Here is a 26160-nt window from a genome sequence, read left to right as displayed (position 1 = left end):
GGGACGCTTCCGCACGCCCTGCCCAGAGCGGGTCCATCCGCGTAGACTCCGCGCGTGGCCAAGGTGACTCGCGATGACGTCGCACGACTGGCGGGGACATCCACCGCCGTCGTCAGCTATGTCATCAACAACGGACCCCGGCCGGTCGCCCCGGCCACCCGCGAGCGCGTGCTCGCCGCGATCAAGGAGCTGGGCTACCGGCCCGACCGGGTCGCCCAGGCGATGGCCTCGCGGCGCACGGACCTCATAGGCCTGATCGTGCCGGACGCCCGCCAGCCCTTCTTCGGGGAGATGGCGCACGCGGTCGAGTGGGCCGCCGCCGAGCGCGGGAAGATGGTCCTCGTCGGCAACTCCGACTACGTCGGCGAGCGCGAGGTGCACTATCTGCGGGCGTTCCTCGGGATGCGGGTCTCCGGGCTCATCCTCGTCTCGCACGCCCTGAACGACCTGGCCGCCGCCGAGATCGAGGCGTGGGACGCCCGGGTCGTCCTGCTGCACGAGCGGCCCGAGGCCATCGACGACGTCGCCGTCGTCACCGACGACCTGGGCGGCGCCCAGCTCGCCGTACGCCATCTGCTGGAGCACGGGTACCCGTACGTCGCCTGTATGGGCGGCACCGCGGAGACCCCGGCGGTCGGCGACCCGGTCTCCGACCACGTCGAGGGCTGGAAGCGGGCCATGGCCGAGGCCGGGCTGCCCACCGAGGGACGGCTCTTCGAGGCGCCGTACAACCGCTACGACGCCTACCGCATAGCGCTCGACATCCTGTCCGGCCCGCGGCGGCCCCCCGCGATCTTCTGCTCCACCGACGACCAGGCCATCGGTGTGCTGCGCGCGGCGCGCGAGCTGCGCATCGACGTCCCCGGCGAGCTGGCCGTCACCGGCTTCGACGACATCAAGGAGGCGGCGCTCGCGGACCCGCCGCTGACGACGGTCGCCTCCGACCGCTCGGCCATGGCGCGCGCCGCGGTCGACCTCGTCCTCGACGACGGGGTGCGGGTCGCGGGCTCGCGCCGGGAGCGGCTGAAGGTGTTCCCGTCCCGGCTCGTGCAGCGCCAGTCCTGCGGCTGCGCCTGACCGTCCGGCCGGCCTTTATATCGGGCATACGGTCTTCTGCCGGGCTTCTCAGCCCGCCCTCAGGAAGCTCTCATCCTCGGGCGCCACGCTCGGTCGTATGACCGAGAGCTACCGCCGCAGCGGCGACGACGACCCGTACCAGGGCGCCCAGCAGCACGCCTCCTCCCCCGTGAACCCGGAGTGGCCGCCCCCGCCGGCCTACCCGGCCGGTCACCCCGCGGGCGGGACGGCGCCCACCGCTCTCCTCTCCGAGCCGGCCGCGCAGCCGCCGGCCGGGCGGCGCCGCAGGCGCGGCCGCCCCGTAGCCCTCCTCGCCGCGGTGGCGATCGTCGCCGCGGCGATCGGCGGCGGCACCGCCTACGGCATCCAGGAGCTGACCCGCGACGACACCGCCGCCACCGCGGCGCCCGCCGGGACCACCGTCGTCCCCTCCAGCCAGAAGGGCACGGTCGCCGGGGTCGCCAAGGCGGTCAGCCCGAGCATCGTGGAGATCAAGGCGCAGTCCAACGCCGGCACCTCCACCGGTTCCGGCGTGATCATCACGAGCGACGGCGAGATCGTCACCAACAACCACGTCGTCTCCGGCGCCTCCCAGGTCACCGTCCGGACCGACGACGGCAAGCGGTACACCGCCGACGTCGTCGGCACCGACAGCGGCAAGGACCTCGCGCTGATCAAGCTCAAGGGCGCGTCCGGGCTGCCGGCGGCCACCCTCGGCGACTCCGGGCGGGTCCAGGTCGGCGACCAGGTCGTGGCGATCGGCTCGCCCGAGGGCCTGACCGGCACGGTCACCAGCGGCATCGTCTCCGCGCTCGACCGCGACGTCACGGTCTCCACGGAAGAGGGGCAGCAGCAGCAACAGCAGCCGGACGGCGGCTGGCCGTTCGAGTTCGGCGGCCGCCAGTTCAACGGCGACACCGGGTCCTCGACGACGACGTACAAGGCGATCCAGACGGACGCGTCCCTGAATCCCGGCAACTCCGGTGGCGCGCTCATCGACATGAACGGGAACATCATCGGCATCAACTCGGCGATGTACTCGGCCGCCGGGTCGTCGGGCTCCTCCGACGCCGGCAGCGTCGGCCTGGGCTTCGCCATCCCCGTGAACACGGTCAAGGCGGACCTGGCCAAGCTGCGGGCGGGAGCACAGAGCTGAGAAGGCCGTGAACCGTGCGAGGCTGAAGAGGTCCAGACCCTGGACGCCCGCACACCCGTCCCCGTCCCGTCGCACCCGAGGAACCCGAGCCGATGAGCCCCGCCGACGCCGACCGTGACCCGCAGCGCATCCTGATCGTCGACGACGAGCCGGCGGTGCGCGAGGCCCTCCAGCGCAGCCTCGCCTTCGAGGGCTACGGCACCGAGGTCGCGGTCGACGGCGCGGACGCCCTGGAGAAGGCGGCCGCCTACCGGCCCGACCTGGTCGTCCTCGACATCCAGATGCCCCGGATGGACGGCCTGACCGCCGCCCGCCGGATCCGTGCCGGCGGTGACACCACGCCGATCCTGATGCTCACCGCCCGCGACACCGTCGGCGACCGCGTCACCGGGCTGGACGCCGGAGCCGACGACTACCTCGTCAAGCCGTTCGAACTGGACGAGCTGTTCGCCCGGGTCCGCGCGCTGCTGCGGCGCAGCTCCTACGCGGCGGCCGGCGCGGGCCGGGCGGACGACGACGAGGTGCTGACCTTCGCCGACCTGCGGATGAACCTCGCGACCCGGGAGGTCTTCCGGGGCGGGCGGCCCGTGGAGCTGACCCGCACCGAGTTCACGCTGCTGGAGATGTTCCTGACGCACCCCCGGCAGGTCCTGACCCGCGAGCAGATCCTGAAAGCCGTCTGGGGCTTCGACTTCGAGCCGTCCTCCAACTCCCTCGACGTCTACGTCATGTACCTGCGCCGCAAGACGGAGGCGGGCGGCGAGCCGCGGCTCGTGCACACCGTCCGGGGCGTGGGGTACGTGCTGCGCCAGGGCGGCGCCGAGTGAGCAGGGCGCTGCGCCGCCTCCGCACGCTGCCGATCCGCACACGGCTGTCGCTGCTGGTCGCGGCGGCGGTGGCGTTCGCGGTGGCGGCGGTGTCGGTGACGTGCTGGTTCCTGGTGCAGGGCAAGCTGTACGAGCAGCTGAACGACGACCTGCGCCAGGCGGTGCGCACCAAGCCGGGACAGTGGGTCGAGCTGCAGCGCGCGCTCACCGACTGCACCACGTCCCCGCAGGACCCGGGGCCCTTCCGGAACCTGTACACCCAGATCGTCAAGGCCGACGGGACGCCCTGCGTCACGGCCGACTCGATCGGCGCGATCAAGGTCACCCAGTCCGACAAGGACGTGATCAGGGACGGGTCGGCCAGCGAGGGCGTCATCCACAACAGCACGGCCGAGGACGGGACCCCGGTCCGGGTCATCACCGTGCCGCAGTTGGCCCAGAACGCCGGCACCGGGCAGCAGTCCTACGTGGCCATCACCATCGGCGTGTCGCTGGAGGGCACCCACGCCACTCTCAGCGACCTCGCCCTCATCCTCCTCCTCGTCTCCGGCGTCGGGGTGGTGGGCGCGGGGGCGGCCGGGCTCGCGGTCGCGCGGGCCGGGCTGCGGCCCGTCGACAAGCTCACCGAGGCCGTCGAACACGTGGCCCGCACCGAGGACCTGGGCATCCGCATCCCCGTGGAGGACGACGCCGAGGACGAGATCGCCCGGCTCTCCCGGTCCTTCAACTCCATGACGTCCTCGCTGGCCAGCTCGCACGAGCTGCAGCAGCAGCTGATCGCCGACGCCGGCCACGAACTGCGCACGCCCCTCACCTCGCTGCGCACCAACATCGAGCTGCTCACCCGCAGCGAGGAGACCGGCCGGCCCCTGCCGGAGGCCGACCGCAAGGCGCTGCTGGCCTCGGTGAAGGCGCAGATGACCGAACTGGCCGCCCTGATCGGCGACCTGCAGGAGCTGTCCCGGCCGCAGGGCCAGCGCGGCGAGCGGGTCCAGGTGGTCTCCCTGACGGACACCGTGGAGGCCGCCCTGCGCCGGGTACGGCTGCGCGGCCCGGAGCTGACCATCGGCGCCGACCTGCGGCCCTGGTACGTCCGCGCGGAACCGGCGGCGCTGGAGCGGGCGGTCGTCAACATCCTCGACAACGCCGTGAAGTTCAGCCCCGCCGACGGCACCATCGAGGTGTCCCTGGCCGACGGCGTCCTCACGGTCCGCGACCACGGCCCGGGCATCGCGGCCGACGAACTGCCGTACGTCTTCGACCGCTTCTGGCGCTCCCCGAGCGCGCGGGCGCTGCCCGGTTCGGGGCTCGGCCTGTCCATCGTGGCCCGCACGGTCGAGCAGGCCGGCGGCCAGGTCGCGCTGACCCGCGCCGAGGACGGCGGCACGGTGGCGACCGTACGCCTGCCGGGCGCGCCCACTCCGCCGCCCGAGACGCCGTAGCCGCGAGCGAGGTCAGCGGGGGCCGGCCGCGCGGCGCATGACCTCGGCGGCCAGGCGGACCGCCGCGTCGCGGGTGGCGGTGGCGAGCATGTCGGTGCGGATGGGGCCGCCCTGCGCGAGGTGCCGGTCGTAGGGGAGCAGGACGACAGGGACGCCCGGCTCCCTCAGGTGGGCGACGGCCGTCCGCTCGTCGAGGGTGGCGTCCGGGGTGGCGGCGCTGAGGGCCACGACGGTGGTGTGCAGCGCGGAGTGCGGCAGCTGGGCGAGCCAGTCCAGCACCTGGCGCGTGCCGTGGATGCCCTCGGCGGTCATCGGGGCGACCACGACCCGGGCGTGCGCGGTGTCCATCGCCGTCCGCGCGACCTCGCCGGGCAGCGTCTCGCTGTCCACGACGGTGACCGCGAAGTAGCGGCGCAGCGCGAGGGTCACGGTCCGGTAGGTCCGTACGTCCAGCGGGGCCCCGACCCGGCCCTGGCTCGCGGGCAGCAGCCAGCCGCCGTCCTGGACGGGCACCAGATAGCCGGTGAGGTCGGTGAGCCCCATCGACGGGGTCAGGATCGAGGCGAGGTCGGCGCAGGTCCAGCGCACGGTCCTGGCGCCCATCCGCATCGGGAGCGTGCCGAGGGCGGCGTCGGCCTCCAGGGTGAGGACGGGGTCGTGCCGGTAGTGGTTGAAGGTGCGTCCGAGGAGCGCGGCGACCGTGGACTTGCCGACGCCGCCGCGGATCGAGGTGACGGCGACGACCCGTCCGGTGGTGACGGGCTGCTGCACCTCGCGGGCGAGCCGCGTCTGCTCGGTGACCTCCTGCGCGGCCGAGGCGGTCAGCCTGCGCAGCGAGGCACCGGCCCGGCGGGCGGCCGTGTCGCCGTGCTGCGGGCGGCCGAGGGCGACGGCGAGGCGGGGGTCGACGGTCGGCACCGACTCGGGCGTGCCGCGGCCCTGGTCGGGCACGAACGTCTGCCGGGGCACCGGGGGCGGGGGTGCCTGCCGGTCCCGGCCGGCGTCCGGCGTGGGCCCGAGCGGGCCGCGGTGCGCGTCCTGAGTCCCCGTCACGATGTCACCCTGCCCTACGCGAAGCCGCCGGACACCACGACCGCCGCCGGGACCAGGGCGAGCACGGCCCACGGCTCCAGCAGGTCGCAGGCCCGGCGCAGCCGTGCGCGCTGCGTCCCGGACGGGTGCACGGTCAGCTGCACCACCGCGAGCAGGGCGAGGACGACGATCCCCGCTTCCCCCCACAGGGCGGCGAGCCGCACCACGACGGCCGCGGCGGCGAGCAGCAGCGCCCCGACCTCGACGGTGAGGGGGAACGCGCGGGCGCGCAGCAGCAGGACCACGACCAGCAGGGCGGCGAGCGTCACCGTCCCCGCGGTGGCGGTGCGCAGCAGGAGGACGCCCGAGGCGCCGGCGGCCAGGGCGAGCACCACGGTCGCCGGGGCCAGCGCGCGATGGGTGACCGCGAGGGCGGTGCCGGCGTCGTGGCGGCTGACGGAGACGCCGACGGTGCGCCGGTCGTCGAGGGCGGTGAGGCCGGAGGCCGTCAGGGCGAGCCGCGGGAGCACGCCGAGGGCGAGTCCGGCGGCCACGGCCGGCAGGGCGGCGGCCCGGCTCTGCCGCACGGCCGTGTGCGCCCCGCCCTGGAAGAGGACGGCCGCCTCGCCGAGCAGGAGGCAGCCGAGCACGGCGGCGGCGCCGGCGAGCGCGGGGCGCCCGAGGGGGGTGCACCAGCCGGCGAGGGCGAGCGCGGCCGCCACGGCCCCGGCGAGGCCCGCGGCCCGCAGCGGGCCCGCCCAGTCGTGGGCGCCGGCCGAGGCCCAGACGCCGACGACGGCCAGGGCGGCGGCCAGCGCGAGAAGGGCGACGGCGGTCGTGGAACGCCGGGCCCGCCCGGCGACGACACCTGCCGCGGCGGCGGCCGGGGCGATGACGAGCAGGACGGCCCCGACGGCGGCCGGGTCGAGGCGGTGGAGGGCGAGGACGGCGGCGGCCGATGCCCAGAGCACGGCCGCGGCCGCGCCGGTGGCGCGTCGTGTGGCGGGCCGCCATCGCCAGGCCCGCGTCCCGAGGTCGTCGGTGGACGCGTCGACGGCGTCGTGCCCGGCGGGGCCGTGGGGAAGGACCTCCGGCGCCGGCGTGCGCGCGGACCCCGTGGTTGTCACGCGCCCGAACCTACCACCGGCCGACGCGGGTGGATGGAGAGGGAGTGAGGGAAGCGGGCCGGTCCTCGGAAGGTCCGGCCCGCACCCGTGACCTGGGGTGATCCCGGGCCGTCAACTCCGGCCGACCGCCAGGTCCGTGCCCTCCAGGCGGACCCGGATGCCGTCCTTCTCCACGCGGACGTCCCGCAGCCGTATCCGCCCGTCGGGCGGCTCGGGCAGCCGGAAGCCGAGGGACAGCCGGTCGGTGAGGACGGGGCGGGTGAGGCGGGGCAGCGCGTCCAGGAGGGCCGGGTCGAAGCCGAGCAGGCCGAGCAGCTTCGGGTGGTCCAGCGCCAAGTCGATGAGATTCAGGCGCATGGCCTGCCGGACGAACCGGGGGCTGCCGGTGAGTTCGGTCAGCTTCGCCTCGTCGCGCAGGGCCGCGCGGACGACGGAGTCGGGGACGCCGAGGCGCCGGACGACGGCCGGGACGGACAGGAGCGCCTTCGCCTTGCGGGTCTCGCGGGCCAGCCGGGCCGCCGACGCCCGGCTCAGGTGCAGGCCGTCGGAGGTGCGGGCGCCGGGGCGGTAGGTCGCGAGGTCGCCGATCTCCAGGCGCATCCCGCCGATGTGCGTGGCGATGCCGCGCTCGCCCTCGCGCCGGACCTCGGCCTCGGCGTGCAGCCTCAGGTCGTGCCCGGCGACGGGCAGGGTGCCGCGGGCGCGCACCCGGTCACGGCCCTCGCCTGTGAACGTCACCTGGGAGGCGCCGAGTTCGCGCCGCAGGTCGGCGAAGGAGAGCAGGACGTCCCCCTCCAGCGCGGGCACGTCGGCGCCGCGCACCGACAGGGGGCCGTCGGTGTCGAGGCGTACGTCGTGCGCGGTGGCGGTCACCTGCGCGAGCGAGACGCGGTCGGCGGCTACGTCGGGGACGGTCACCTTGACCGAGTCCAGCCGTTCGCCGGCGAGCTGGGTGAGGAAGGGGAAGCCGTCGATCTCGACCTCGGGGGCCGCCGCCAGCTGCAGACGGTCCTGGAGGGCGTCCGCGGACCGGCGTTCGGCGTACAGCAGCGCCCAGCGGTCGGCCAGCGTGAGGAAGGCGGCGAGGACGAGGAGGCCGACGACGGCCTTGAGGGCGAGCGGGGCTCCGGCGAAGCGTCCGCGCCGCCTGCGCCGGCCGTTTCTGCGGTGGTCCGGCGGGGCCCAGGGGTCGTCCTGGGCCTCCGCCTGTCCGGGCCGGGACCCGGTGTCCTCGACGAGGAAGGAGGCGAGCGGACCGTCGTCCAGTCTGCCGAGCTCCTCGTACGGGTTCGGGGGGTGATGCGCCGTTATGTGGTGGGGGGAACGCATCGGTCCATCCGACCATGCGCACTCCCCCCACCCGCAACCGCTACCGGAGGTTTGCGATCCAGTTCACGCTTCTCCTCCGGTGCGGCGGTGACGTCCTACTGGACGACGGTGATGCGGTCGGCCGCCGGGGGAGCGATCGGGCTCGTGGGCGTGGAGTTGGCCGTCAGGTACTTCTGCAGCACCGTCAGGTCGTCCGTGCCGACGAGCGGGTTCGTGCCCTGGCCGAGGGTGGCGAAGCCGTCGCCGCCGCCCGCGAGGAAGTTGTTCATCGCGACGCGGTAGGTGGCGGCCGGGTCGATGGCGGCGCCGTTCAGCTTGATCGAGTCCGTCACCACACGGTCCGCACCCGACTTGGTCAGGTCCAGCGTGTAGGTGAGGCCCGCGGAGATCTGAAGGATCTTCGGCGAGGCCGCGTTGGTGCCGCTGACCTGCTCCTTGAGCACCTGGATGAGCTGCGCGCCGGTGAGGTCCTGCAGGTTCACCGTGTTGGAGAACGGCTGCACCGTGAAGCCCTCGGCGTAGGTGACCACGCCGTCGCCCTCGTCGCCCTTGGCCGCGTAGGTCAGGGGCGCCCGGATGCCGCCGGGGTTCATCAGCGCCAGGTCCGTCTCCGGGTCCAGCTCCTTGCCGTACGCGAGCTGGGCGTCGGCGATCAGGTCGCCGAGCGGGGACTCGGTGCCCGCGGTGACGACGTCGGCGGAGATGTAGCCGATCGGGCGGTTGCCGATGGGCGCCGCGAGGGTGTTCCACTTCGAGATGAGCGCGGTCATGTCGGGCGCCTTGGCGACGTCCCGGCTGACCACGTGGTTCGCGGACTTCACGGACGTACGGGCGATGTCGCCGGTGCGGCGGTCGTACGTCAGCGTGGTGTCCGTGTAGAGACGGCCGAAGGACGAGGCCGAGGTGACCATGCGGGGCTTGCCCGACGGGTCGGGGATCGTGCACACGTACGCGTTGTGCGTGTGGCCGGTGACCAGCGCGTCCACCGACGGCGACACGTTCTTGGCGATGTCCACGATCGGGCCGGAGACGCCGGAGCCGGCGCTCCCGGAGTCACAGTCGTAGTTGTACGAGGTGGAGGCCGGGAAGCCGCCCTCGTGGATGAGGGCCACGATCGACTTCACGCCCTGGCGCCGCAGCTCCTTGGCGTACTTGTTGATCGTCTCGACCTCGTCCTTGAACGTGAGGCCCTTGACGCCCTCGGCGGAGACGACGCCCGGGGTGCCCTCCAGGGTCACCCCGATGAAGCCGATCTTGACGTCCTTCTTCTTCCAGACCCAGTACGGCTTGAGGATCGGCTTGCCGCTCTTCTCGTTCAGGACGTTCGCGGCGAGGTAGGGGAAGTCGGCGCCCTTGAACTCCTTGTCCGTGTAGCAGCCTTCGGTGGGGTGGCAGCCGCCGTTCTGCAGGCGGGCCAGCTCCTTGGAGCCCTCGTCGAACTCGTGGTTGCCGACGGAGGTGACGTCCAGTTCGAGCTTGTTCAGCGCCTCGATGGTGGGCTCGTCGTGGAACAGGCCCGAGATCAGCGGCGAGGCGCCGACCATGTCGCCGCCGGCCGCGGTGACGGAGTACTTCTTGCCCGCGCGCGCCTGGCGCAGGTGAGTGGCCAGGTACTCCACGCCGCCCGCGTCGATGGTCTTCGTCGTGCCGTCGGCCTGGAGTTCGGTGACCCGGCCGGAGGAGCCGGACGGCGGCTCCAGGTTGCCGTGCAGGTCGTTGAAGGACAGCAGCTGCACGTCCTGGTAGCGGCCGGTGTGGTGGCCGTGCCCGTGGCCGCCCTTGCCGGAGCCGGCCGGCGAGGCGGTCGCGGGGAGCGCCGCGGCGAGCGCGCCGACGGTGGCGAGCCCGGCGGCCGTCGCGACCAGTGCGTATGTACGGCGTCTGCGGTGCTGCTGGTGGGATGTGGCTGACATCCGCCCCCCTGTGGGTCGTGAGTGGCATGGGCCCGTCGGGCCGCAGCCTAGAGTCAACGCGCGTAGCGCGACAGGGGGTTCCGGGTTACACCTTGGTTGCTTCTGTGCCGCGACTTTGACCGGGGCGCCCCTTACCCTCGTACGCATGACCAGCGACGACATCGCCCGATCCGTCCCGTCCCGTTCCGTCGAGACCTACTCCGTCCTGTCCCCGGAGCAGACCGAGGCCGTCCTCGAACTGCTCGCGGAGGCCGCCCGGGTCGACGGCCAGCAGGCGGTGTCCGAACAGGGCCGGCTCCAGCTGCGCCACGGCGTGTCGGCCGGTGACGGCGGTGGCCGCGAGGGCGTCTCGCACCTGCTGCTGACCGCGGGCGGCCAACTCGTCGGGTACGCCCAGCTGGAGGACACCGACCCGGTCGAGGCACCGGCCGCCGAGCTGGTCGTGCACCCCTCGCACCGGGGCCACGGCCACGGGCGCGCCCTCGGTGCCGCCCTGCTGGCCGCCTCCGGCAAGCGGCTGCGGGTGTGGGCGCACGGCGGCCACTCCGCGGCCCGGCATCTCGCCCAGGTGCTGGGGCTGACCCTGTTCCGCGAACTACGTCAGATGCGGATGCCGTTGACCGGCCTGGAGCTGCCGGAGCCGGCGCTCCCGGAGGGCGTCACGATCCGCACGTTCGTGCCCGGCCAGGACGACGCGGCCTGGCTGGCGGTGAACGCCGCCGCCTTCGCCCACCACCCCGAGCAGGGCTCGCTCACCCAGCGCGACCTCGACGACCGCATGGGCGAGCCGTGGTTCGACCCGGCGGGCTTCTTCCTGGCCGAGCGCGGCGGCGAACTGGTCGGCTTCCACTGGACGAAGGTGCACGCGGAGGAGCGGCTCGGCGAGGTGTACGTCGTCGGGGTGCGCCCGGGCGCCCAGGGCGGGGGCCTCGGCAAGGCCCTGACGACGGTCGGGCTGCGCCATCTGGCCGCGCAGGGCATGCCGACGGCGATGCTGTACGTCGACGCGGACAACAAGGCGGCGGTGTCCGTCTACGAGCGGCTCGGGTTCACGACGTACGAGACGGACCTGATGTACCGCACGGAGACCTGAGCCGTCCTCACCCGCCAGGCCGGGCGCGGACCACGAGGACGTCGAGCGTGTGCTCGTCGCCCCCGACGGTCAGCCCGGCCCAGCGGGCCTGTGCGGCGAGCAGGTTGAGGGCGCGCTGCGGCGCACAGGTCACGTCGGTGCCGCCACCCTCGCCGGTCAGCCGCCGGGCCACCGCGCGGGCGGCCGCCTCGGCGTCGGCGGCGTGCGGACCCAGCGCCGTGGGCACCGGCTTGCCCTTCCCCGACACGAACGCCTCCACGAGCAGCAGCGGGGCGCCGCCGTCCGCCGTGCCGCGCCAGCGCGGTACCTGAGTGGTGGCCGCTAGTGCTGGCAGCGCGCGGGCGAGTTCCGCCAGCAGCCACGCCCCCTGCGCCAGCCCGGTCGCCAGCGCCCCGGCCCCCGCGCTCGCCGACCAGGCCCGGTTCCCCTCCCCGGCGCGGCTCTTCCCCAGCAGCCTCCCGTCCTCGGGCACGGGCACGGACATCGGCGCCTCCAGCGCCAGCACCGCGTCGCTCCCGTCCGCCAGGGCCGCGGCGAGCGCCTCCACCGCGCCCGCGGGATCGTCGCCGTGCGCGGTGAGCCTGTGCCCCGGCACGTCGACGGCCGCCCAGGCGAAGGAACCGGTGCGGACGGAACCGACGTCGACGGCGACCACACGTGCTGCGGACCGGTCCACGCGCCCCTCCCCCCATGCCGTCGAGTCCGGTCACCGTACCGGTCCGGCTTGACACCACGAGCCCCCTTGCACCACCCTTTCACTACTCAATTAGTGAAAGGGTGGTGGAACGCGATGATCGAGTACCGCATCGACCGGCGCTCCGGCGTCGCCACCTACGTGCAGATCGTGCAGCAGACCAAACAGGCCCTGCGGCTCGGGCTGCTGGAGCCCGGGGACAAGCTGCCCACCGCCCGGGAGGTCGTCGAGGCGACCGCCATCAATCCGAACACCGTCCTCAAGGCGTACCGCGAACTGGAGCGCGAGGGGCTGGTCGAGGCGCGGCGGGGGCTCGGCACCTTCGTGCGGCGGGGGCTGAACACCGCGCCGGCGGACTCACCGCTGCGCGCCGAGCTGGACGCCTGGGCCGTCCGGGCCCGCGAGGCCGGGCTGGACCGCGACGACGTGGACGCGCTCTTCACTTCCGTACTGGACACACACTTCAAGGGGGACCCGTCATGACCGAGACCGCCATCGAGGCGGCCGGGCTGGGCATGCGGTTCGGGCGGCGGGGAAAGCCGGCGCTGGACGGCTGCGCGTTCCGGATACCGGCGGGCGGCGTGTGCGCCGTCGTCGGCCCGAACGGCGCCGGCAAGTCGACCCTGTTGTCCCTGGCCGCCGGACTGACCCGGCCCACCGCCGGCGCGCTCACCGTCCTCGGCCGGTCCCCCGCCGAGGTCCGCGCCCGGGTCGGGTACGTCGCCCAGGACAAGCCCCTGTACCCCCAGCTGACCGTCGCCGAGACGCTGCGCTGGGGCCGTGAGCTGAACCCCGGACGCTGGGACGACAAGGTGGCCGAGCGGACCGTCGCCGAGGGCGACCTGGACCCGGAAGGGAAGATCCGCACCCTGTCCGGCGGCCAGCGCACCCGCGTGGCGCTCGCCCTCGCCCTCGGCAAGCGGCCCGAACTGCTCCTCCTGGACGAGCCGATGGCCGACCTCGACCCGCTCGCCCGGCACCAGCTGACGGGGACACTCATGGCCGACGCGGCCGAGCACGGCACCACGGTCGTGATGTCCTCGCACGTCGTCGCCGAGCTGGAGGGCTCCTGCGACCACCTCCTGCTGCTCGGCGCCGGGCGGGTGCGCCTGGCGGGTCCGCTGGACGACCTGCTGGCCGCGCATCGCCTGGTCACCGGCCGCGCCGACGCCTCCCTCGATCCGCACACGGTGGTCGAGGCGCGCACCACCGGCCGCGGCCTCACCGCCCTGATCCGGCCCGAGGGTCCCCGCGACCCCGCGTGGCAGGAGACCGTCCCCACCCTGGAGGAGCTGGTCCTCGCCCACCTCCGTGCCCCGCAGGCGCCTGTCCTGCGCCTCGACGACGTCCAGGAGGCCGCCGTATGACCGCTGTGACCCTGGAGACCACGGCCGCCGCCGACCGGCGCCGGGGACCGCGCGGCCTGCTCTGGGCGACGCTGCGGGTGCACCGCTCGGCCCTGTGGTTCTGGGTGATGCTGATGGCCGTCGGCGCCGGCGTCCTGCTGTGGGCGTACGGTCCCGGCGCGGACGCCGCCTGGGCCGAGTACCGGTCCCGTGGCTGCCTCGACGGGCGGCCGAGCCTCGGCTGCGACATGGGGGGCCCGGCCGCGGAGCGCTACCAGAGCGCCACGGCGCTGGCCGGCGGACTCATCGGGCTCGTCCCCTTCCTCGCCGCCGCCTGGGCCGGCGCCGCGCTCGTCGGGCGGGAACTGGAGAGCGGCACGGCCCGGCTGGCCTGGACGCAGTCGGTCTCCCCGGCCCGCTGGCTCGCCGCCAAGCTCGCCGTCCCCGCCGCGCTGCTGGTGGCGGGCATGGCCGTCCTCACCCTGCTGCACCGCCTGGTGTGGACCTCCGACAGCTCGCTGCGCACCACGATCGGCGCGGCGGACTGGCACCAGAGCCCGGCCTACGAGGCCAACGGCACCCTCGCCACCGCGTACGCCCTGCTGGGCCTGGCCGTCGGCGCCCTCGCGGGCCTGCTCGCGCGCCGCGCCCTGCCCGCGCTCGGCACCGCCGTCCTCGCCCTCGGCGCCCTGATGATCGTCGTCGGCGATCTGCGCCCGCACCTGTGGCCGGTCCGGACGCTGACCGGCGACGAGTACCCCGAGTGGACCGGCATGGTCGTCGACGACGGCGCCCTCACCTCCACCGGCGCCCGCGTCAGCGACCCGATCTGCGTGGACGACGCCCGCTGCCTGGCCGAACACGACATCGTGGGCTACTACCGCGACTTCCACCCGGCCTCGCACTTCTGGCCCCTGCAACTGGTCGAGACGGGCATCGTGCTGGCCCTGGCCGCCCTCGCGGTCCTGGTCTCCTTCCGTCTGCTGAACCGCCGCACCGCGCGAGCCGTATGACGGGAGCGGGCCGCATCGCGCGTGTCCGCACGTCTCTCCACGGGGGGAGGGACGTGCGGACGCGCGCGGGCCGCGTCCCGCTTCACCGCACGCCATGTCCTGGTAACCAGCGGTTAAGGAAGCCTTGCGACGCTCGGGCAATGACTCCCGCCGTGCCAGAGCCCGCGCCGCCTCCGCACGCGCGCGCGGGGAACGGGGACGTACGACGCCTCCCGGCGACGCTCCCGCCCGCCCGTTCCGACGCGCCTGTACGCCTCGATGCGCGGAAGAATGAGGGTATGAGCCAGTCCTCGAACGCCCAGGCACAGGTCCAGCCCGCGCAGCCCTCCGTGGGCTCCATCGCGGCGCACCGTCCGCACACCGTCACATCGGCGGTCGTCTCCGACCTGGAACCCGACATCGACGCCGATCTCGACGCCTACGACGTCGACGAGGTCGAGGGCGTCCAGCTGCCCCAGGGCCGCTTCCTCGACCGGGAGCGCAGCTGGCTGGCGTTCAACGAGCGGGTGCTCGAACTCGCCGAGGACCCGGCCACGCCGCTGCTGGAGCGGGCCAACTTCCTGGCCATCTTCGCCAGCAACCTGGACGAGTTCTTCATGGTCCGGGTGGCCGGTCTGAAGCGCCGCATAGCCACCGGCGTGGCCACCCGCTCCGCGTCCGGGCTCCAGCCGCGCGAGGTGCTGGAGATGATCTGGGCCCGCTCCCGCGAGCTCATGGCCCGGCACGCCGCCTGCTACCACGAGGACGTCGCCCCCGCCCTGGCGGAGGAGGGCATCCACCTGGTCCGCTGGAACGAGCTCACGGAGAAGGAGCAGGCCCGCCTGTTCACCCTGTTCCGGCACCAGATCTTCCCGGTGCTGACCCCGCTGGCGGTCGACCCGGCGCACCCCTTCCCGTACATCTCCGGGCTCTCCCTGAACCTGGCCGTGCGGGTCCGCAACCCCGTCACCGGCACCCCGCACTTCGCCCGCGTCAAGGTGCCCCCGCTGCTGTCCCGCTTCCTGGAGGCCTCCCCCGGCCGGTACGTCCCGCTGGAGGACGTCATCGCCGCGCATCTGGAGGAGCTGTTCCCGGGCATGGAGGTGCTGGAGCACCACGCGTTCCGGGTCACCCGAAACGAGGACCTGGAGGTCGAGGAGGACGACGCCGAGAACCTCCTGCAGGCCCTGGAGAAGGAGCTCATGCGGCGCCGCTTCGGTCCGCCGGTGCGCCTGGAGGTCGAGGAGAACATCAACCAGGAGGTCCTGGACCTGCTGGTGCGCGAGCTGAAGATCAGCGAGGCCGAGGTGTACCCGCTCACCGGCCCCCTGGACCTCACCGGCCTCTTCCGGATCGCCTCCATCGACCGGCCCGAGCTGAAGTACCAGAAGTTCATCGCCGGCACCCACCGCGACCTCGCCGAGGTGGAGTCGGCGTCCGCGCCGGACATCTTCGCCGCGCTGCGCAGCCGGGACGTCCTGCTGCACCACCCGTACGACTCCTTCTCCACCTCCGTGCAGGCGTTCCTGGAGCAGGCGGCGGACGACCCGGACGTCCTCGCGATCAAGCAGACCCTGTACCGGACCTCCGGCGACTCCCCCATCGTCAACGCGCTCATCGACGCGGCCGAGGCCGGCAAGCAGGTCCTGGTGCTGGTCGAGATCAAGGCGCGCTTCGACGAGCACGCCAACATCAAGTGGGCGCGCAAGCTGGAGGAGGCCGGCTGCCACGTCGTGTACGGCCTGGTGGGCCTGAAGACCCACTGCAAGCTGTCGCTGGTGGTCCGTCAGGAGGGCGAGACGCTCCGGCGCTACAGCCACGTCGGCACCGGCAACTACCACCCGAAGACGGCCCGGCTCTACGAGGACCTGGGCCTGCTCACCGCCGACCCGCAGGTCGGCGCGGACCTGTCCGACCTGTTCAACCGGCTGTCGGGCTACTCGCGCCGCGAGACCTACCGGCGTCTGCTGGTCGCCCCCAAGTCGCTGCGGGACGGCCTGATCGCCCGGATCAACAAGGAGGTCCAGCACCACCGTGCCGGACGTCCCGCCTACGTCCGCATCAAGGTCAACTCGATCGTCGACGAGGCCCTGATCGACGCCTGCTACAGCGCGTCCCAGGCGGGCGTGCCGGTCGACATCTGGGTGCGCGGGATCTGCGCTGTCCGCCCTGGCGTGACCGGCCTGTCGGAGAACGTCCGCGTCCGCTCGGTCCTCGGCCGCTTCCTGGAGCACTCCCGGGTCTTCGCCTTCGGCAACGGCGGGGAGCCCGAGGTGTGGATCGGCAGCGCCGACATGATGCACCGCAACCTCGACCGCCGTATCGAAGCCCTGGTGAGGGTCACCGACCCGGCCCACCGCGCGGCGCTGAACCGGCTCCTGGAGACCGGGATGTCCGACACCACCGCGTCCTGGCACCTCGGCCCGGACGGCGAGTGGACCCGGCACGCGACGGACACGGAGGGCCAGCCCCTGCGCAACGTCCAGGAGATGCTCATAGACGCCCGGAGGCGCCGGCGTGGCACAGCGACACCCTGATCCCACGCCCGGCGCCGTGACCGGGGAGGCCCTCGCGGAGCATCTGCGCGCCCAGGCCACGGAGTTCCTCCGGGCCCTGCGGCTGCACCGGGAGGGCGGCCCGGGCGCGGACCTCGACGGCGCGGTCCGGGCGCTGCGGCGCTCGGCCCGCCGGATCAGCGGCAGCCTGCACACGTTCCGCCCGCTGCTGGACGCCGGCTGGGCGGAGTCCGTCCGGCCCGAGCTGGCCTGGGTGTCGGGCACCCTGGCCCAGGAGCAGGCGTACGCGGCCCGGCTGGAACGCCTGCTGCTGGCCCTGCACCGGCTGTCGGGCACCCCGGTCCTCCCGGCGCAGGCGCCGGGCCTGGGAGGACCGGCCTCGGAGCGCGGCAAGGTGGCCGTGGGCGCGGCCAAGGCGGGCGCCCTGCTGGAACGGCAGCTCACGCTGGCCCGGACCCGTGCCCACTCCGCCGCCCTCCGGGCCCTCGCCGGCGGCCGCTTCCACGCGGTGGCCGACACCGTCGCCCTGCTGGCCGGCGAGGTCCCGCTCACCCCGGCGGCGGCCGGCGCCGACCTGCGTCCCCTGGCGGCCGCCGCCGAGGAGCGGCTCGCCGCCGCGGTGACCGCGCTGCCGCTGGTGCGGGCCGGACACCCCTACAACGCGGAGGCGCTGGTCCACGGCCTGTCCCCGGACCCGTCCCCGCACCCGCAGGACGCCCCCTGGCACCAGGTCCGGCTGCTGCTGCGCCTGCACCGCTACGCCCGCGAGGTCCTGCACGGCGACGACCTCACGGACGTACGGCTGACGGCGGCCGGGCAGGCCCTGGACCGGCACCGGGACGCCTCCGAGGCGGCGACCGCCGCCGCCCAGGCGGCCCGCACCCCCCGGATCGCGCCCGCGACGGCCTACGCCCTCGGTGTCCTGCACGCCGACCAGCGGCACGAGGTGGAGGCGGCCCGGTACGCGTTCCAGCGGTCGTGGGGGAAGCAGACCGTCGGCACGTCCTGACCCACACCCGCCCCGAGGAGGAGCATCCGGTGACAGACGCGGACGACCGTACGGTGCACGCCGCGGGCTGCGTCCTGTGGCGCCGCTCGCCGGACGGGGGCGGCCTGGAGATCTGCCTGGTCCACCGGCCCAGGTACGACGACTGGTCGCACCCCAAGGGCAAGCTGAAGCGCGACGAGGACCCGCTCGCCGGCGCGCTGCGCGAGGTCGCCGAGGAGACCGGGCACACGGCCCGGCCGGGGGATGCGCTGCCGACCGTCCGCTATCTCGTGGACGGCCGCCCCAAGGAGGTGCGCTACTGGGCCGCCGAGGCGGGCACCGGCACCTTCACGCCGAACTCCGAGGTGGACCAGGTGCTGTGGCTGCCTCCCGAGCAGGCCCGGGACCGGCTGACCCAGCCGAGGGACCGCATGCTCGTCGACGCGCTGCTGGCCTCGCTGCACCGGGCGTAGACGGGGCGCGGGGGCGCGCGGCCGCACCGCGCCGTCCTCAGGGGTTCACCCCCCGTTCACGCTCGCCCTTCGGTGCCTTCACCTGTTCTGTCTAATTTCGGCCGTGCACGATGAGAGACCGCGCCCCGGGGGACGTGTCCTCATCGCACCACTCTTCGCACGCCGCCGAATTCAGGACGGCGGCTCCCGGAAGGAAATCCCTCACAGTGAAGCTTCAGCGCAAGACCCGGCGGACTCTCGCACTCGGCGCGATCGCCGTCTCCGGCGCCCTGGCCCTCACGGCGTGCGGCTCCGACGACACCGGCAACGCGGGCGGCGGCGACTCGGCGGCGACGGCCAAGGCCGGCGCCATCGACTGCGGCGACGCCAAGGGCCAGCTCCAGGCGTCCGGCTCGTCCGCGCAGAAGAACGCGATCGACGCGTGGGTCAGGCAGTACACGACCGCCTGCAAGGGCGTGCAGCTCAACTACAACCCGACCGGCTCGGGTGCCGGTGTCACCGCCTTCCTCCAGGGCCAGACCGCGTTCGCAGGCTCCGACTCGGCCCTGGACGCGGAGGAGATCGCCGAGTCCAAGAAGACCGCCTGCGCCGACGGCGGCCAGGCCATCGACCTGCCGATGGTCGTCGGCCCGATCGGCGTCGGCTACAACGTGCCGGGCGTCGACAGCCTCGTCCTGGACGCGCCGACCCTCGCCAAGATCTTCGACAGCAAGATCACCAACTGGAACGACAAGGCCATCGCGGCGCTCAACCCCGACGCGAAGCTGCCCGACCTGAAGATCCAGGCGTTCCACCGCTCGGACGAGTCCGGCACCACGGACAACTTCACGAAGTACCTGTCCGCCGCCGCGCCCGACGACTGGAAGTACGAGCACGGCAAGTCCTGGGAGGCCAAGGGCGGCCAGTCCGCGTCCGGCTCCTCCGGCGTGGCGCAGCAGGTGAGCCAGACCTCGGGCGCGATCTCCTACATGGAGCTGTCCTACGTCAAGGACGGCATGAAGTCCGTCAAGATCAAGACGGGTGCCGCACAGCCGGTCGAGGCGACCACCGAGAACGCCACCAAGTCCATCTCCGAGGCCAAGGTCGTCGGCACCGGCAAGGACCTGGCGCTGGAGCTGAACTACACGCCGTCCGCCGAGGGCGCCTACCCGATCACCCTCGTCACGTACGAGATCGTCTGCGACAAGGGCAACAAGGCGGAGTCCCTGCCCGCCGTGAAGTCCTTCCTCTCCTACATCGCCTCCGAGGACGGCCAGGGCCTGCTGGCCGACGCCGGCTACGCCCCCGTCCCGGCCGAGATCATCACCAAGGTCCGCTCCACGGTCTCGAGCCTGAGCTGACCTGAGCCGCGGCCGGACCCCCCGCCGGGTCCGGCCGCACATCCGGTGCACCGCCGCCAGGAGCGCCCCGCCGCCGGGAGCGCTCCGCCGTGAGCCGCCCCGCGAAGGCGGCTCCGCAGACCGGAGACCTCTTATGGACATATCAGTCAAGAACGACACAGCTCCGCCCACCCCCCTCCCGGCCCCGGCCCGGCGCGGGAGCAGCGCCCGCGGCGCCACCCGCCCCGGCGACCGGATCTTCCTCGCCCTCTCCCGCGGCTCCGGCATCTTCCTGCTGGTGCTCATGGCCGCCATCGCCGTCTTCCTGAGCCTCCGGGCCGCGAGCGCGATCGGCAAGGACGAGGCCAACTTCTTCACCACCTTCGAGTGGAACCCCACCGGCGACCCGCCCGCCTTCGGCATCGCGGTGCTCGCCTTCGGCACGGTCGTGTCGTCGGTCATCGCGCTGGCGATCGCCGTCCCGGTCTCCGTCGGCATCGCGCTGTTCCTCACGCACTACGCCCCGCGCCGCCTCCGCGGCCCCATCGCGTACGTGATCGACCTGCTCGCCGCGGTCCCGTCGATCGTCTACGGCCTGTGGGGCGCCCTCGTCCTGGTGCCGCACCTCGGTGGCCTGTACGCCTGGCTGGACGACTACCTCGGCTGGACCGGCGTCTTCGAGTGGAACGGCGGCGCCCCGCGCGCACTGTTCACCGTCGGCATCCTGCTCGCCATCATGATCCTGCCGATCATCACCAACGTCAGCCGGGAGATCTTCCGGCAGGTCCCGCGGACGCACGAGGAGGCCGCCCTGGCCCTCGGCGCCACCCGCTGGGAGGTCGTGCGGATGGCCGTCCTGCCCTACGGGCGCTCCGGCGTCATCTCCGCCTCGATGCTGGGCCTCGGCCGCGCGCTCGGCGAGACGATGGCCGTCGCGATGGTCCTGTCGCCGACCTTCGACATCGAGGCCAGCCTGCTCGACCCGGGCGGCGGCACCTTCGCCCAGAACATCGCCAGCAAGTTCAACGAGGCCACCACGGACGGCCGGGACGCGCTGATCGCCTCCGGTCTGGTGCTGTTCGTCATCACCCTGCTGGTCAACGGCACCGCCCGCCTCATCATCGAGCGGCGCAAGGAGTTCTCGGGGGCCAACGCATGAGCCACGCATCCGTTTCCGCCAAGCGGCCGGGCAGCCTGAAGGGCGCCACCCTGCCGAAGTGGTTCTCCTGGGCGGTCGCCGCCGGATCGGTCGCCCTGGGCCTCGGCATCAGCGCGGCCGCCGGACTGGACAGCAGCATCCAGTGGGCGCTGATCGCCGCACTGCTGTTCGTCGCCGGCTCGTACGGGATCTCCGCGCGGGTCGAAGGGCGCCGGCAGGCCAAGGACCGCGTCGTCACCAGCCTGATCTGGGTCGCGTTCCTGCTCGCCGTCATCCCGCTGGCCTCCCTCGTCTACGAGACGGTCCGGCGCGGGGTGAAGGTCCTGGACGGCTACTTCCTCACCCACTCGATGGGCGTGGTCGCCGACACCGAGACCGGCGGCGGCATCTACCACGCCCTCCTCGGCACCCTGGAGCAGGTCGGCATCGCCACCGCCATCGCCGTGCCGATCGGCGTGCTCACCGCGATCTACCTGGTCGAGTACGGACGCGGCAGGCTCGCCAAGGCGATCACGTTCTTCGTCGACGTCATGACGGGCATCCCGTCGATCGTCGCCGGCCTGTTCGTCCTCAGCCTGTGGATCGTCATCCTCGGCATGGGCTACTCCGGCTTCGCCGGCTCCATGGCGCTCGCCATCCTGATGCTGCCGGTCGTCGTCCGCTCCACCGAGGAGATGCTCAAGCTCGTCCCGAACGAGCTGCGCGAGGCGTCGCTCGCCCTCGGCGTGCCGAAGTGGCGGACCATCCTCAAGGTGGTGCTGCCGACCTCCGTCGGCGGGATCACCACGGGCGTGATGCTCGCCGTCGCGCGCATCACCGGCGAGACCGCCCCGCTGCTGCTCCTGGTGTGGGTGACGAACTTCATCAACGCCAACCCCTTCCAGGACCCGCAGGCCTCCCTGCCCGTGTACATCTACCTCCAGTACGCGAACAGCGGCGGCTCGGGCGCCGCCTACGACCGCGCCTGGGCGGGTGCCCTGGTGCTCATCGCCTTCATCATGATCCTCAACCTGGTGGCCCGCGGCATCGCCCGCTGGAAGGCCCCCAAGGCCGGTCGCTGACGCGACCCCCGTGGAACCAGTCAGCGACTCGGATTCGAAAGAAGCAGTGATCGACATGGCCAAGCGCATCGATGTCAGCGGCCTCAACGCCTACTACGGCTCCTTCCTCGCGGTCGAGGACATCTCGATGACCGTCGAGCCCCGCTCCGTGACGGCCTTCATCGGCCCGTCCGGCTGCGGCAAGTCCACCTTCCTGCGCACCCTCAACCGGATGCACGAGGTCACCCCGGGCGGCCGCGTCGAGGGCAAGGTCCTCCTGGACGACGAGAACCTGTACGGGGCCGGCATCGACCCGGTCGCCGTGCGCCGCGAGGTCGGCATGGTCTTCCAGCGGCCCAACCCGTTCCCCACCATGTCGGTGTACGACAACGTGGCGGCGGGCCTGAAGCTCAACGGCTCGTACAAGAAGTCCGAGCTGGACGACATCGTCGAGAAGTCCCTGCGGGGCGCGAACCTGTGGAACGAGGTCAAGGACCGGCTGGCCAAGCCGGGCTCGGGCCTGTCCGGCGGGCAGCAGCAGCGCCTGTGCATCGCCCGCGCCATCGCGGTCGAGCCGGACGTCCTGCTGATGGACGAGCCCTGCTCGGCGCTCGACCCGATCTCCACCCTCGCCATCGAGGACCTGATCGGGGAGCTGAAGGAACGGTTCACGATCGTCATCGTGACCCACAACATGCAGCAGGCGGCGCGGGTCTCCGACCGCACGGCGTTCTTCAACCTGGCGGCCGTCGGCAAGCCCGGCAAGCTGATCGAGCTCGACGACACCGAGCGGATCTTCTCCAACCCGTCCGTCCAGGCCACCGAGGACTACATCTCGGGCCGCTTCGGCTGACCGGGCCGCCCGCCGGACCCCTCGCGGTGCTGCATGGCGGTGCCACCGCGAGGCACGGGAAGGGCCCGCCCCCAGGAACCGGGGGCGGGCCCTTCCGCGTACCGCGTCACGGGGACGCGCGCCTCACAGGAACGCGAGGTCCACGATCCAGAAGGACAGGGCGGCGACGACGGCCGCCGCGGGCATCGTGATGAACCAGCCCAGGACGATGTTCTTGGCCACGCCCCAGCGCACGGCGTTGACGCGCTTCGTGGCGCCCACACCCATGATCGCGGAGGTGATCACATGGGTGGTGGAGATCGGCGCGTGGAAGATGAACGCCGAGCCGAACATGATCGAGGCGCCGGTGGTCTCGGCGGCGAAGCCCTGCGGCGGGTCCAGCTCGATGATCTTCCGGCCCAGGGTGCGCATGATGCGCCAGCCGCCCGCGTAGGTGCCGAGGGACAGCATCAGCGCGCAGGCGATCTTCACCCACACCGGGATCGGGTCGCCGTAGTCCTCGACGTCCGCGATGACCAGTGCCATCACGACGATGCCCATCGTCTTCTGCGCGTCCTGGAGGCCGTGCCCGAGCGCCATACCGGCCGCCGACACCGTCTGCGCGATACGGAAGCCCCGCTTGGCCTTGTGCGGGTTCGACCGCCGGAACATCCACAGGATGCCCGTCATCACCAGGTAACCGACGACCAGACCGATGACCGGCGACACGAACATCGGGATGACGACCTTGTCGACCACGCCGTCCCAGTACACCTTCGTCCCGCCGGCGAGCGCCGCGCCCACCATGCCGCCGAAGAGGGCGTGTGAGGAGGACGAGGGCAGACCGAAGTACCAGGTGATCAGATTCCAGACGATCGCGCCGATCAGGGCGGCGAAGAGGATGCCCATCCCCGTCGAGCCCTGGGGCGTCTCGATCAGCCCCTCGCTGACCGTCTTGGCCACACCGGAGCCCAGGAAGGCACCGGCGAGGTTCATCACGGCGGCCATGGCCAGCGCGGCCCGGGGGGTCAGCGCACGCGTCGACACGGAGGTGGCGATCGCGTTCGCCGAGTCGTGGAAGCCGTTGGTGTACGTGAAGAAGAGCGCGACCCCGATGGTCGCGACCAGAGCGAAGGTGTCCATGAAGGGGTCAGGACTCCTTGACGGCGATGGTCTCCACCGTGTTCGCCACGTGCTCGAAGGCGTCCGCCGCCTCTTCCAGCACGTCCACGATCTGCTTGAGCTTCAGCACCTCGATCGCGTCGTACTTGCCGTTGAAGAGGTGGGCGAGCAGCTTGCGGTGTATCTGGTCGGCCTGGTTCTCGAGGCGGTTGACCTCGATCCAGTACTCGGTCAGGTTGTCCATCGTGCGCAGGTTCGGCATGGCCTCGGCCGTCAGCTCGGCCGCCCGCGCCAGGACCTCGATCTGCTGGTCGACGCCCTTGGGCAGTTCCTCGACGTTGTAGAGGACGACCAGGTCGACGGCCTCCTCCATGAAGTCCATGATGTCGTCGAGGGACGACGCGAGGGAGTAGATGTCCTCGCGGTCGAACGGCGTGATGAACGAGGAGTTCAGCTGGTGGAAGATCGCGTGCGTCGCGTCGTCACCCGCGTGTTCCGCGGCCCGCATCCGTTCGGCGATCTCGGCCCGGCCGGCGGTGTCCGCCCCGAGCAGTTCCATCAGGAGCTTCGAGCCCGTGACGATGTTGTCCGCGGATGCGGCGAACATGTCGTAGAAGCTCGTCTCCCGGGGGGTCAGACGAAATCGCACGTGTGGTCCTCAGGATGCATCGGTTTCGGTCAGGCTGATGCTAGGCGCATCATCCGGCCACGGCTAATGGGCCGCCTCCCAGTGTCGCCCATCAGGCACAGTGGTCGTCACGGGGGCCGTCCGTAAGCCCCGGTGGGGCGGGCGCACGGGTGGCGGCCATCACGCCCCTACCCGGCAAAGTTCGGTACGATATACCCGGTAGGGGTATAGAAGCGGTTTACGTCGGGAGGACGCGATGACGACCACAGAGGCCGGCGCGGGTGCGCCCTCCGCCGCCGACGACGCCCTGGAGACGACGCCCGGCGCGGACATCGTGACGGATCACGACCGCGGCGTCCACGGTTACCACCACCAGAAGACGGAACACCTGAAGCGCCTGCGCCGGATCGAGGGCCAGATCCGCGGTCTGCAGCGCATGGTCGACGAGGACGTCTACTGCATCGACATACTCACGCAGGTCTCCGCGTCGACGAAGGCGCTCCAGTCCTTCGCGCTGCAACTGCTGGAGGAGCACCTCCGCCACTGCGTCGCCGACGCGGCCCTCAAGGGCGGTGCGGAGATCGACGCGAAGGTGGAGGAGGCCACGAAGGCCATCGGCCGCCTGCTGCGGACCTGAGCGCCCGCCCGGTCACCGGCCGCGCGCGTCCCGCTCCTCCGCGACCCGCAGCACCTGGTCGATGCTCTCCAGGCTGAGCCGCTCCTCACGGGCGGCCGACGCCGCGATGATCAGCTCTCCGCACAGCTCGATCTCGGCGAGGGCCACGTGGTCCTGAACCGCCGTACCGCCGACCGGAGCCACGCGCATCACCTCTTCTCTGCCGTTACCGACTTCCTAGAGTAGGGAGCGGCATACGGACCGCGCATGGCACGGAAGGGCTAGTCCTCGGCGATCTGCCCGGCGTAGATGTCGTCGTCGTCCGGCAGCCGGACGTGGGCGGGAGCCCCGAAGTCGTACAGCGCGGTGGTGGAGGTCACGTCGACGGCGTCGCGGTGCTGCCCGTTGACGAAGCTGAAGCGGTGCCTGACCTTCCGGACCAGCCCGTCGTCGTCCAGGTAGACGTCGAACGGCACCTGGTCCGTGGCGAACCCTTTCGCCGCCGCGGCGAGCGCCCGGGCGTTCCCGTCGGACGCCTTCCGGGCCGCGGCCCCCAGATCGGCGGTCCCCCGGTAGTGCCGCACCCGGGTCCCGGAGACCTCCGCCCGCCCCACATACGTGGCGCTCCGCGCCCCCCGCAGCACCTCGGCGGCGGCGAACGGATCGGTGGCGCCGCCGGTGACGAGATTGCCGTCGGTCAGGGACCGCGTCTCCACACGCACCCATTTGTCGGCGGGCACCCCGGCCCCGCGGTTCTTCATGAACAGCGCGCCGGGCGCCAGCAGCTCGGTGATCGGCCGCTGCCCGGCCGTCCCCGCCGGGTCCTGCGGCAGCCGCACCTTCAGCCGCCCGAGCTGCCGTCCGAAGTCGTACACGCCTTCACCCCGGATGGTGACCCGGGTGCCGCCGGTGGCCATCTCCATCGACGTGCGCGCCCGGGAGCTGCGGGCACCCACCAGCGCGTCGGCGGCCGCGCGCACCACGTCGACCGGATCGCCCCCGCGGGCGTCCTCGGCGGCGGCCCCGCTCTGCGCGCACCCGCTGCCGGCGAGGCAGAGACCCAGGAGCCCCACCGCGACGCCGGCTCCCCGCATGCGCCTGTGCTGCTGCCTCTCCGCCATCGCCTGCCTACCCCCGGTACGTCCGTCACGGGCTCCTTGTCGTACCGGTTAACGACCGGTAGGGATCGCCGTCACGCCTGGGTACCGTGGGGGCGATGACAGACCAGGACGAGCACCGGACGACGACGGTGGAGAAGGGCCCCTTCTGCACGGCCCACTGCACCTGCGGCTGGCGCGGCCCGGCCCGCCGAGCCCGAAGCCAGGCCCGCACGGACGCCCAGACCCACACCTACAACGCCCCGCCGCCCCCCACCCCGAGCCCGTCCGGCGCCTGAGGCCGACCACCGGCCCCCACCCAGCCCGCGCGCGCGACACCTG

Annotated in this window: 26 protein-coding genes; 17 read left to right on the top strand and 9 right to left on the bottom strand. The window is 72.8% G+C overall.

What is annotated here, in order from left to right; all coding sequences use genetic code 11:
* Nucleotides 1-54 precede the first annotated feature (54 nt).
* The 4 genes from ADL34_RS25830 to ADL34_RS25815 all read left to right on the top strand — a co-directional run bounded on the left by ADL34_RS25830 (nt 55) and on the right by ADL34_RS25815 (nt 4502).
* Nucleotides 55-1077, top strand: coding sequence for a LacI family DNA-binding transcriptional regulator (locus ADL34_RS25830; RefSeq protein ID WP_062670581.1), 1023 nt, complete (start codon nt 55-57; stop codon nt 1075-1077).
* Between the two features lie 97 nt (nt 1078-1174).
* A complete protein-coding gene (locus ADL34_RS25825) occupies nt 1175-2233 on the top strand; it encodes a S1C family serine protease (RefSeq protein WP_062670583.1) in 1059 nt (352 codons plus the stop codon).
* Between the two features lie 92 nt (nt 2234-2325).
* Complete coding sequence (locus ADL34_RS25820) at nt 2326-3060, top strand: response regulator transcription factor (RefSeq protein ID WP_062670584.1); 735 nt, start codon at nt 2326-2328, stop codon at nt 3058-3060.
* Complete coding sequence (locus ADL34_RS25815; protein ID WP_062670586.1) at nt 3057-4502, top strand: HAMP domain-containing sensor histidine kinase; 1446 nt, start codon at nt 3057-3059, stop codon at nt 4500-4502. Before ADL34_RS25820 ends, ADL34_RS25815 begins: the two co-directional genes overlap by 4 nt.
* A 12-nt stretch (nt 4503-4514) precedes the next feature.
* Here the strand turns inward: ADL34_RS25815 and ADL34_RS25810 are convergent, their stop codons facing one another.
* From ADL34_RS25810 to ADL34_RS25795, 4 genes are all read right to left on the bottom strand, one after another.
* A complete protein-coding gene (locus ADL34_RS25810) occupies nt 4515-5555 on the bottom strand; it encodes a type VII secretion protein (RefSeq protein WP_234375110.1) in 1041 nt (346 codons plus the stop codon).
* A 14-nt stretch (nt 5556-5569) separates the two neighbouring features.
* Nucleotides 5570-6661, bottom strand: coding sequence for a hypothetical protein (locus tag ADL34_RS25805; RefSeq protein ID WP_062670588.1), 1092 nt, complete (start codon nt 6659-6661; stop codon nt 5570-5572).
* A 111-nt stretch (nt 6662-6772) separates the two neighbouring features.
* The gene (locus tag ADL34_RS25800; RefSeq protein ID WP_062670590.1) at nt 6773-7990 is read right to left on the bottom strand and encodes a DUF2993 domain-containing protein; all 1218 of its coding nucleotides are present in this window, start codon (nt 7988-7990) and stop codon (nt 6773-6775) included.
* Nucleotides 7991-8085: 95 nt separating this feature from the next.
* Nucleotides 8086-9903 (bottom strand): bifunctional metallophosphatase/5'-nucleotidase, encoded by a 1818-nt coding sequence (locus ADL34_RS25795; RefSeq protein ID WP_062670592.1) that lies wholly within the window; start codon nt 9901-9903, stop codon nt 8086-8088.
* Between the two features lie 145 nt (nt 9904-10048).
* Here ADL34_RS25795 and mshD point away from each other — a divergent pair, with 145 nt between their 5' ends.
* Nucleotides 10049-10996, top strand: coding sequence for a mycothiol synthase (mshD, locus tag ADL34_RS25790; protein WP_062670594.1), 948 nt, complete (start codon nt 10049-10051; stop codon nt 10994-10996).
* 7 nt (nt 10997-11003) lie between these two features.
* Here the strand turns inward: mshD and ADL34_RS25785 are convergent, their stop codons facing one another.
* The gene (locus ADL34_RS25785) at nt 11004-11672 is read right to left on the bottom strand and encodes a hypothetical protein (protein WP_159038982.1); all 669 of its coding nucleotides are present in this window, start codon (nt 11670-11672) and stop codon (nt 11004-11006) included.
* Nucleotides 11673-11786: 114 nt separating this feature from the next.
* Here ADL34_RS25785 and ADL34_RS25780 point away from each other — a divergent pair, with 114 nt between their 5' ends.
* The 10 genes from ADL34_RS25780 (at nt 11787) to pstB (ending at nt 22376) form a co-directional block, all read left to right on the top strand.
* On the top strand, nt 11787-12173 hold the full coding sequence (locus ADL34_RS25780) for a GntR family transcriptional regulator (protein WP_062670598.1): 387 nt from the start codon (nt 11787-11789) through the stop codon (nt 12171-12173).
* A complete protein-coding gene (locus ADL34_RS25775; RefSeq protein WP_062670600.1) occupies nt 12170-13057 on the top strand; it encodes an ABC transporter ATP-binding protein in 888 nt (295 codons plus the stop codon). The genes ADL34_RS25780 and ADL34_RS25775 overlap by 4 nt, the downstream gene beginning before the upstream one ends.
* Nucleotides 13054-14049 carry an ABC transporter gene (locus tag ADL34_RS25770; protein ID WP_062670602.1) on the top strand — a complete coding sequence of 332 codons (996 nt, stop codon included), beginning with the start codon at nt 13054-13056 and terminating at the stop codon, nt 14047-14049. The genes ADL34_RS25775 and ADL34_RS25770 overlap by 4 nt, the downstream gene beginning before the upstream one ends.
* Before the next feature lie 140 nt (nt 14050-14189).
* Nucleotides 14190-16565 (top strand): RNA degradosome polyphosphate kinase, encoded by a 2376-nt coding sequence (locus ADL34_RS25765; protein WP_420714273.1) that lies wholly within the window; start codon nt 14190-14192, stop codon nt 16563-16565.
* Nucleotides 16546-17553, top strand: a complete 1008-nt coding sequence (locus ADL34_RS25760) for a CHAD domain-containing protein (RefSeq protein ID WP_062670606.1) — start codon at nt 16546-16548, stop codon at nt 17551-17553. Before ADL34_RS25765 ends, ADL34_RS25760 begins: the two co-directional genes overlap by 20 nt.
* 29 nt (nt 17554-17582) lie before the next feature.
* Nucleotides 17583-18005 (top strand): NUDIX hydrolase, encoded by a 423-nt coding sequence (locus ADL34_RS25755; RefSeq protein ID WP_062670608.1) that lies wholly within the window; start codon nt 17583-17585, stop codon nt 18003-18005.
* Nucleotides 18006-18211: 206 nt separating this feature from the next.
* On the top strand, nt 18212-19345 hold the full coding sequence (gene pstS / locus ADL34_RS25750; RefSeq protein ID WP_062670610.1) for a phosphate ABC transporter substrate-binding protein PstS: 1134 nt from the start codon (nt 18212-18214) through the stop codon (nt 19343-19345).
* Nucleotides 19346-19478: 133 nt separating this feature from the next.
* Nucleotides 19479-20483 carry a phosphate ABC transporter permease subunit PstC gene (gene pstC / locus ADL34_RS25745; RefSeq protein WP_062670612.1) on the top strand — a complete coding sequence of 335 codons (1005 nt, stop codon included), beginning with the start codon at nt 19479-19481 and terminating at the stop codon, nt 20481-20483.
* Nucleotides 20480-21544, top strand: a complete 1065-nt coding sequence (pstA, locus tag ADL34_RS25740) for a phosphate ABC transporter permease PstA (protein ID WP_062670613.1) — start codon at nt 20480-20482, stop codon at nt 21542-21544. The genes pstC and pstA overlap by 4 nt, the downstream gene beginning before the upstream one ends.
* A 55-nt stretch (nt 21545-21599) precedes the next feature.
* Nucleotides 21600-22376, top strand: coding sequence for a phosphate ABC transporter ATP-binding protein PstB (pstB, locus tag ADL34_RS25735; RefSeq protein WP_062670629.1), 777 nt, complete (start codon nt 21600-21602; stop codon nt 22374-22376).
* Between the two features lie 123 nt (nt 22377-22499).
* Here the strand turns inward: pstB and ADL34_RS25730 are convergent, their stop codons facing one another.
* Nucleotides 22500-23498: an inorganic phosphate transporter gene (locus ADL34_RS25730; RefSeq protein ID WP_062670614.1), complete on the bottom strand. Its 999-nt coding sequence runs from the start codon at nt 23496-23498 to the stop codon at nt 22500-22502.
* A gap of 7 nt (nt 23499-23505) precedes the next feature.
* A complete protein-coding gene (locus tag ADL34_RS25725) occupies nt 23506-24126 on the bottom strand; it encodes a DUF47 domain-containing protein (RefSeq protein WP_055624809.1) in 621 nt (206 codons plus the stop codon).
* Nucleotides 24127-24361: 235 nt separating this feature from the next.
* Between ADL34_RS25725 and ADL34_RS25720 the strand changes: the two genes are divergently transcribed.
* Complete coding sequence (locus tag ADL34_RS25720; protein WP_062670615.1) at nt 24362-24742, top strand: metal-sensitive transcriptional regulator; 381 nt, start codon at nt 24362-24364, stop codon at nt 24740-24742.
* A gap of 12 nt (nt 24743-24754) precedes the next feature.
* Here ADL34_RS25720 and ADL34_RS36440 read toward each other — a convergent pair whose 3' ends face one another.
* Entirely contained in the window at nt 24755-24931 is a 177-nt protein-coding gene (locus tag ADL34_RS36440; RefSeq protein WP_199835635.1) for a hypothetical protein, read from the bottom strand.
* A gap of 71 nt (nt 24932-25002) precedes the next feature.
* A complete protein-coding gene (locus tag ADL34_RS25715; RefSeq protein WP_062670616.1) occupies nt 25003-25842 on the bottom strand; it encodes a hypothetical protein in 840 nt (279 codons plus the stop codon).
* Between the two features lie 95 nt (nt 25843-25937).
* Here ADL34_RS25715 and ADL34_RS25710 point away from each other — a divergent pair, with 95 nt between their 5' ends.
* Nucleotides 25938-26117, top strand: a complete 180-nt coding sequence (locus tag ADL34_RS25710; RefSeq protein ID WP_062670617.1) for a hypothetical protein — start codon at nt 25938-25940, stop codon at nt 26115-26117.
* The last annotated feature ends 43 nt before the right edge of the window (nt 26118-26160 follow it).

It is taken from the genome of Streptomyces sp. NRRL WC-3605 (genome assembly GCF_001509795.1).
Classification (GTDB): domain Bacteria; phylum Actinomycetota; class Actinomycetes; order Streptomycetales; family Streptomycetaceae; genus Streptomyces; species Streptomyces viridochromogenes.
Note: the sequence above shows the minus strand (reverse complement) of the source record. Positions and strands in the feature narration are given on the sequence as shown.

What these genes read in the sequence shown, in the direction of transcription:
- ADL34_RS25710 (WP_062670617.1), top strand. Translation starts at nt 25,938, where the DNA reads ATGACAGACCAGGACGAGCACCGGACGACGACGGTGGAGAAGGGCCCC.
- ADL34_RS25765 (WP_420714273.1), top strand. Translation starts at nt 14,190, where the DNA reads ATGACTCCCGCCGTGCCAGAGCCCGCGCCGCCTCCGCACGCGCGCGCG.
- ADL34_RS25770 (WP_062670602.1), top strand. Translation starts at nt 13,054, where the DNA reads ATGACCGCTGTGACCCTGGAGACCACGGCCGCCGCCGACCGGCGCCGG.
- ADL34_RS25800 (WP_062670590.1), bottom strand. Translation starts at nt 7,990, where the DNA reads ATGCGTTCCCCCCACCACATAACGGCGCATCACCCCCCGAACCCGTAC.
- ADL34_RS25730 (WP_062670614.1), bottom strand. Translation starts at nt 23,498, where the DNA reads ATGGACACCTTCGCTCTGGTCGCGACCATCGGGGTCGCGCTCTTCTTC.
- ADL34_RS25775 (WP_062670600.1), top strand. Translation starts at nt 12,170, where the DNA reads ATGACCGAGACCGCCATCGAGGCGGCCGGGCTGGGCATGCGGTTCGGG.
- ADL34_RS25820 (WP_062670584.1), top strand. Translation starts at nt 2,326, where the DNA reads ATGAGCCCCGCCGACGCCGACCGTGACCCGCAGCGCATCCTGATCGTC.
- ADL34_RS25795 (WP_062670592.1), bottom strand. Translation starts at nt 9,903, where the DNA reads ATGTCAGCCACATCCCACCAGCAGCACCGCAGACGCCGTACATACGCA.
- ADL34_RS36440 (WP_199835635.1), bottom strand. Translation starts at nt 24,931, where the DNA reads ATGCGCGTGGCTCCGGTCGGCGGTACGGCGGTTCAGGACCACGTGGCC.
- ADL34_RS25720 (WP_062670615.1), top strand. Translation starts at nt 24,362, where the DNA reads ATGACGACCACAGAGGCCGGCGCGGGTGCGCCCTCCGCCGCCGACGAC.
- pstA (WP_062670613.1), top strand. Translation starts at nt 20,480, where the DNA reads ATGAGCCACGCATCCGTTTCCGCCAAGCGGCCGGGCAGCCTGAAGGGC.
- ADL34_RS25780 (WP_062670598.1), top strand. Translation starts at nt 11,787, where the DNA reads ATGATCGAGTACCGCATCGACCGGCGCTCCGGCGTCGCCACCTACGTG.
- ADL34_RS25825 (WP_062670583.1), top strand. Translation starts at nt 1,175, where the DNA reads ATGACCGAGAGCTACCGCCGCAGCGGCGACGACGACCCGTACCAGGGC.
- mshD (WP_062670594.1), top strand. Translation starts at nt 10,049, where the DNA reads ATGACCAGCGACGACATCGCCCGATCCGTCCCGTCCCGTTCCGTCGAG.
- ADL34_RS25715 (WP_062670616.1), bottom strand. Translation starts at nt 25,842, where the DNA reads ATGGCGGAGAGGCAGCAGCACAGGCGCATGCGGGGAGCCGGCGTCGCG.
- pstC (WP_062670612.1), top strand. Translation starts at nt 19,479, where the DNA reads ATGGACATATCAGTCAAGAACGACACAGCTCCGCCCACCCCCCTCCCG.
- pstB (WP_062670629.1), top strand. Translation starts at nt 21,600, where the DNA reads ATGGCCAAGCGCATCGATGTCAGCGGCCTCAACGCCTACTACGGCTCC.